Here is a 5,833-nt window from a genome sequence, read left to right on the forward strand (position 1 = left end):
GTCCGGAGGCGGCGGCTTCGAGGGACCGCGCGGCGGCGAGGGCCGGCGTGCCTTCGGACCCTTCGGGCCCGGCGGCTTCGACCCCCGTGGCTTCGGAGGGCCCGGCCCCTGGGGCGGGCGCGGACGCGGCGGCGGCCGAGGACGGGCGCGGCGCGGTGATGTGCGCGCCTCGATCCTGGCTCTGTTGAAGGACCGGCCGATGCACGGTTACGAGATGATCCAGGAGATCGCCGAGCGCAGCGGCGGGGCGTGGAAGCCCAGCCCGGGGTCGGTGTACCCGACCCTTCAGCTGCTCGAGGACGAGGGCCTGATCACCAGTGAGTCCGAGGGCGGCAAGAAGCTGTTCTCGCTCACGGAGGCCGGCCGTACGGCCGCCGACGAGGGCCCGGACGCCCCCTGGGAGGATGCCGGCCGCGGCGTCGACTGGGAGACGGTCAATGAGATCCGGCAGGCCGGATTCGGGCTGATGGAGGCCTTCGGTCAGGTCTGGAAGACCGGGTCCGCGGAGCAGCGGGAGAAGGCGCTTGCGGTCGTCAACGAGGCCCGCAAGAAGCTCTATCTGATCCTCGCCGACGAGGACTGAGCCGGCCGGCCGAGGCCGGTCCGGTCGGCTGAGGACTGAGTCCTGGCTGAGGACTGAGTCCGGCCGGCAGGTGAAACGGCAGGCGCCCCACGCGAACGTGCGTGGGGCGCCTGTCGTTTGGGGCTCGGCTCAGACGACGAGCGCGTTCAGCTTGCGCAGCGACTCGTTGAGAGCCGCCGTCGCCGAGTCCTTGAGCTTGCCCGCCATCAGCGTCACGGCCGCACCCGTGAACTCGCCGTCGATACGCATCACCGTGGCGTTGCCGTCGGGCGTCAGGGTGTAGGCCTGCTTGAGGTTCACCCCCATCGGGCCCTTGCCGCGGATGGTGAACGAACGGCCGTCCTCGAGGGACTCCACCGTCCACACCGCATCGGCGGGGAAGCCCATGAGCTTCATGCTCTCCTCGAACGTGTCGCCCTGCTTGATCGATTCGGGCGCCCCCTTGGGGAACCCGGTGTGCGTCACGCTCCACTCGCCGAACACGGAGAAGTCAGTGAGCTTCTCCCAGACCTTTTCGGCGGGAGCGTCGATGCGTGCTTCCGCGCTGACTTCGGCCATGCGACCACCCCTTCTCGTCAAGCGCTGCGGTGGTAGCGCAGCGGCGGTGTCGCGGAACGTAGCCTCGCAGTCGGGAAGTTACAAGACTGACGACTCGTCAGAAATTGTGGAGCCCGTGCTCCGAGACCCGCGGCGATGCCCTCACCGTTGCCTCCCGAGGGCTTCAGCGGCCGATCCTGCGGATCACCGCGGCGTCGAAGAGATCCAGTGCGCGCGGGTGCGGGCCCTCATCATGGCAGTGCCACGCCTCCCAGAACAGGTCCGCGGGCAGGGCGTCCTCGGGGGCGTAGACCCGGTACACGTACTGCTTGCCGTCGATCGCCGGCAGCGCGACCAGCCAGCAGCCGCACTCCTCGGGCGGGGCGTCGCGCAGCCGGGCGGGCCGGGTGGCTCGGGGCATGACGACTCCTTTCGGCGGGCGTGCCGGATGGCGAACTGGGCGGCGCTGCTCTGGTGTTGCTCGGGTGCCCTGGGGGACGAAAGCCAGACAGTCCATGGTTGCGCTGGGGGAGTGCGGTGAAGGTCTGCGCGCCCCCACCGTTCCAGGAGGGGAGATCTCATCCGTAAGGAGGAGAACCCGTACACCTATCCCCAACCTGTGTCGGACGTGAAGATGCTTCCCGGCGGGGATGCCCAGGAGCGTGCCGGGCTGATGGGGTGGCAGGTGTGCACAGCCCCACCAGGCCGGATGCGGATCAAGGACTCCCGCACCCGCGCCCGCCCAGGACCGAACCCGACGGCGAGCTCGACGCCGAGCTGCAGTCGGTGATCGCGGGCGCCCGCAGGCGTGCCCTGCGCGGGGGAGACGGCCAGCTCGACACGGCCCATCTGCTGCACTCCCTGCTCGAATCCGATCCGGCGGTACGGGCCGTCTTCGACGACGGTGCGCGGGTGGCGCGGCTGCTCGGTCTCCTGGTGCAGCGCTCCATCGGCTACGGGCTGCGCTGGCAGGGCAGGGTCGAGGACTCGGGCGCCGTTCCGGTCGTACGGGAACGGAGCGCGCGGGAAGGGGCCGGCTGGTCGCCCTCGGCGCTGAGTGCGATGGAGCTGGCGCGGTCGCGCGCCCATGAGGGTGGCCGGGAGAGCGCAGACGGGATCGATGTGCTCGCTGCCCTCGCGGCCGATGCCGATTGCCGGGCGGTGGAGATCCTGCGCCGGTCGGGTGTGGATCCGCAGACCTTGATCGAGCGGATCGACGGGGGGTTCGGCGAGCCTCTGACGGGCTGATCGGCGCCTGTGCGCGGGCCGTTGACGTATCCCCCTCGGACACCTGGTGAAGACCCCGTCTCGCTCCCCGAGATGTCAGGGGTATCGGTGGTGACGCTCATGACGGCGCCTGTCATCATGGCCGCGTGTCTACGTCCAAGGGGATTCAAGGGGACCGGGGCCGCAGCGTCGGACTGACGCTCGCTCTGGTGTCGGCGCTGGCGTTCGGCGGCTCCGGCGTGGCGGCGAAGCCGCTCATCACGGCAGGGCTCGACCCGCTGCATGTGGTCTGGCTGCGGGTGGCGGGTGCGGCGCTTGTACTGCTGCCGGTGGCCTGGCGCCATCGCCAACTGCTGGTGCGCAGGCCCGCCTTGCTGGCCGGTTTCGGCCTGTTCGCCGTCGCGGGCGTCCAGGCCTGCTACTTCGCGGCGATCTCCCGTATCCCGGTGGGCGTGGCCCTCCTCATCGAGTACCTCGGACCGGCGCTCGTGCTCATCTGGATCCGTTTCGTCCAGCGCCGGCACGTCACGCGCGCCGCGGCGGTCGGCGTGGTGCTCGCGGTCGGCGGGCTCGCCTGTGTGGTCGAGGTCTGGGCGGGGCTCAGCTTCGACGCGATCGGCGTGCTCCTCGGTCTCGGCGCCGCGGTCTGCCAGGCCGGGTACTTCATCCTCGGCGACCACGGCAGCGACTCGGGCGAACAGGCCCCGGACCCGCTCGGCGTGATCGCGTACGGCATGCTGATCGGCGCCCTGATCCTGACGGTGATCGCCCGGCCCTGGGAGATGGACTGGTCGGTGCTCGCCGGCAGCGCCGACATGGGCGGTACGGCGGTGTCGGGATGGTTGCTGCTCGGCTGGGTGGTGCTGATCGCCACGGTGCTCGCGTACGGCACGGGCCTGCTCTCCGTACGCAGGCTCTCGCCGCAGGTGGCCGGAGTCGTCGCCTACCTCGAGGCGGTCGTCGCGACCGTGCTGGCCTGGTTCCTGCTCGGCGAGCATCTGTCCGCGCCCCAGATCATCGGCGGTGCGGTCGTCCTGACCGGTGCCTTCATCGCCCAGTCCGCCACTCCTGTGAAGGCGGCGCCCGAGCCCGTCGCGAGGGGCGGTCCGCAGGACGAAACGGCATTGTCCGCGAGCCGGGCCGAAGCGTAGGGTGGCGATCATGCACACACGAGCGCTTGTCCTTCCGCCTCCTGCCGCCTAGCGCGGGCGGTCGGAGTCAACCACCGAGATCCGCCCGGGAGTTCCCGGGCCGGTGACGGCTGCCCGCAGACGACAGTCCTTTTCGTCTGTCCTGTGCGGAGAGCCTCGTGTCGAATGCTGTTTCCACCCAGGGTGCCGTCGTCGCCCCTGGTTCCCCTGCCCTGTCCGTCGGACGCGGCCTGCTCTATCTGATCGTCGCCGGTGTCGCCTGGGGTACCGCCGGAGCGGCCGCGCTCCTGGTGTTCCAGTCCAGCGAACTGCGCCCCGTCGCCCTGTCGTTCTGGCGCTGCGCAGGCGGCCTCGTACTGCTGCTCGTGGCCGGGCTGCTGCGGCGCGGCGGCGGCCGGGTGCGTGCCAAGGTGCGGCCGGGGCGGATGATCGCGCTCGGTGTCGCCCTCGCCGTCTTCCAGACCGCGTACTTCGCCGCCGTATCGGCCACCGGCCTGGCCGTCGGTACGGTGGTCACGCTCGGTGCGGGCCCCGTGCTGATCGCGCTGGGGGCCAGGTTGCTGCTCGGTGAACGGCTCGGGATCGGCGGCGCCCTGGCCGTTGCCGGTGCACTCGCGGGCCTGGTCGTGCTCGTCTTCGGCGAGGGCGGCGGAGGTCCGGGCGAGGTCGACCCGGCCGGTGTCCTGCTCGCGATCGCGTCCGCCGCCGGGTACGCCGTGATGACCCTGCTCACCCGCTGGTGGGGCAGGGACGGTTCGGGCGCCGACACCCACACCACGACCGTGTGGACCTTCGGGATCGCCGCACTGTGCCTGCTGCCGTTCGCGGCCGTCGAAGGTCTGCTGCCCCACACCGATCAACTCGGCCGGATCCTCGGTCTGATGCTGTACGTCGCGGCCGTACCGACCGCGCTGGCCTACGCCCTGTACTTCGCGGGGGCGGCCGCGGTCCGCTCGGCCACGGTCTCCGTGATCATGCTGCTCGAACCGGTCAGTGCGGCCATCCTCGCGGTGCTCGCGTTCGGTGAGCATCTGACCGCGGCGACGGTGGTGGGCACCCTGCTGATGCTGCTCGCCCTGGCGGGGCTCGCGGTGGCGGAGACGCGGAGCGCTGCCCGTACATCACTGAGCGCCGCCCGTACATAGCGCAAGGGCCGCCCTCGACGGGAGGGCGGCCCTTCTGCGTGTTCACGCGACGCGTGCGCTCACAAGCCGCGCAGATACTCCGGCAGTTCGACCCCCGGCTCCAGGTCCTCGGAGGGAATCGGCGCGCCGTACGTGCGGGCCACCGGCACCACGCCGGCCCAGTGGGGGAGCTCCAGCTCCTGGGGATCGTCGTTGGGGCCGCCGGTGCGGATCTTCGCGGAGACCTCGGCCAGGTCGACGCGGAGCACCGCGGTGGCGGCCAGCTCCTTGGTGTCCGCCGGGCGGGAGTCCGCGGCCCGGCCGGCCACGACCTGGTCGACGATGGCGTCCAGGGCCAGCCGCTTCTCCTGCGTATCGGTGACCTGGTGGGCGGTGCCGTGCACCATCACGGAGCGGTAGTTGAGCGAGTGGTGGAACGCCGAGCGGGCGAGCACGAGACCGTCCACATGCGTCACCGTCAGACAGATGGGCAGGCCCGGGTCGGCCTGGCCCGCCATCCGCAGCGGGCGCGAGCCGGTCGACCCGTGCACGTAAAGTCGCTCGCCGACCCGCGCGTACAGCGTGGGCAGCACCACCGGGGCGCCGTCGCGGACGAAGCCCATGTGGCAGAGGTAGGTCTCGTCGAGTATCGAATGCACCAATTCCCGGTCGTAGTGCGCGCGCTCCTTGGAGCGGGTGGGGACGGTGCGCTCCGTCGGTGCATACGAGTCCGGGGTGGTGGTCGGCTCCGTGGTCTCCGGCGCAACGCTCATTGCGATCTCCATTGCATTAGTGCATACTCATGTTTGTGCTAGGAGGATATCGGATCGAAGGCCGACGCGCAGCAGAGATTGCGGCCAGCGTCGAGGACGCCGTGGGCAGGGGAGACCTGGAGCCCGGCCAAGTGCTGCCGCCCATGCGGGAGTTGGCCCTCGAGCTGGGGGTCAATCCGAATACGGTCGCGTCGGCGTATCGCACCCTGCGGGAGCGGGGAGTGATCGAAACGGCCGGGAGGCGCGGCAGCCGGGTCCGCTCGCGGCCCGCGAGCACCGCGCGCGACGCGATCCGGGTCGAAGCACCCGAAGGCGTACGGGACGTCTCGCTCGGCAATCCCGATCCCGCGCTGCTGCCTTCCCTCACCGGAGCGTTCGCCGCGGCGGCCGCGCGCAGCGACCGGCAGCCGGTCATGTACGCCGAGGCAGCCGTGGACC

At 71.1% G+C, this 5,833-nt stretch carries 8 protein-coding genes; 5 read left to right on the top strand and 3 right to left on the bottom strand.

The window, feature by feature from the left end; genetic code table 11:
• Nucleotides 1-583 (top strand): PadR family transcriptional regulator (locus ABT367_RS40360; RefSeq protein WP_352258827.1); only part of this gene is annotated, 583 nt, incomplete at its 5' end.
• A gap of 129 nt (nucleotides 584-712) precedes the next feature.
• On the opposite strand, the gene ABT367_RS40365 is transcribed toward ABT367_RS40360, so the two are convergent.
• The gene (locus ABT367_RS40365; RefSeq protein ID WP_352258829.1) at nucleotides 713-1,141 is read right to left on the bottom strand and encodes a type II toxin-antitoxin system Rv0910 family toxin; all 429 of its coding nucleotides are present in this window, start codon (nucleotides 1,139-1,141) and stop codon (nucleotides 713-715) included.
• Between the two features lie 163 nt (nucleotides 1,142-1,304).
• On the bottom strand, nucleotides 1,305-1,541 hold the full coding sequence (locus ABT367_RS40370; RefSeq protein ID WP_352258841.1) for a hypothetical protein: 237 nt from the start codon (nucleotides 1,539-1,541) through the stop codon (nucleotides 1,305-1,307).
• Between the two features lie 266 nt (nucleotides 1,542-1,807).
• On the opposite strand from ABT367_RS40370, the gene ABT367_RS40375 reads away from it, so the two are divergent.
• The 3 genes from ABT367_RS40375 (at nucleotide 1,808) to ABT367_RS40385 (ending at nucleotide 4,643) form a co-directional block, all read left to right on the top strand.
• Nucleotides 1,808-2,368, top strand: a complete 561-nt coding sequence (locus ABT367_RS40375) for a Clp protease N-terminal domain-containing protein (RefSeq protein WP_434975650.1) — start codon at nucleotides 1,808-1,810, stop codon at nucleotides 2,366-2,368.
• Nucleotides 2,369-2,493: 125 nt separating this feature from the next.
• The gene (locus tag ABT367_RS40380; protein ID WP_352258831.1) at nucleotides 2,494-3,498 is read left to right on the top strand and encodes an EamA family transporter; all 1,005 of its coding nucleotides are present in this window, start codon (nucleotides 2,494-2,496) and stop codon (nucleotides 3,496-3,498) included.
• Between the two features lie 158 nt (nucleotides 3,499-3,656).
• Complete coding sequence (locus tag ABT367_RS40385; protein ID WP_352258833.1) at nucleotides 3,657-4,643, top strand: DMT family transporter; 987 nt, start codon at nucleotides 3,657-3,659, stop codon at nucleotides 4,641-4,643.
• A gap of 59 nt (nucleotides 4,644-4,702) precedes the next feature.
• Here the strand turns inward: ABT367_RS40385 and ABT367_RS40390 are convergent, their stop codons facing one another.
• On the bottom strand, nucleotides 4,703-5,395 hold the full coding sequence (locus ABT367_RS40390) for a pyridoxamine 5'-phosphate oxidase family protein (protein WP_352258835.1): 693 nt from the start codon (nucleotides 5,393-5,395) through the stop codon (nucleotides 4,703-4,705).
• Between the two features lie 35 nt (nucleotides 5,396-5,430).
• Between ABT367_RS40390 and ABT367_RS40395 the strand changes: the two genes are divergently transcribed.
• The coding region (locus tag ABT367_RS40395; RefSeq protein ID WP_352258837.1) for a GntR family transcriptional regulator at nucleotides 5,431-5,833 on the top strand (403 nt) is incomplete at its 3' end.

Origin of the sequence: Streptomyces mesophilus, from assembly GCF_040300965.1 — a bacterium.
GTDB lineage: Bacteria > Actinomycetota > Actinomycetes > Streptomycetales > Streptomycetaceae > Streptomyces > Streptomyces mesophilus_A.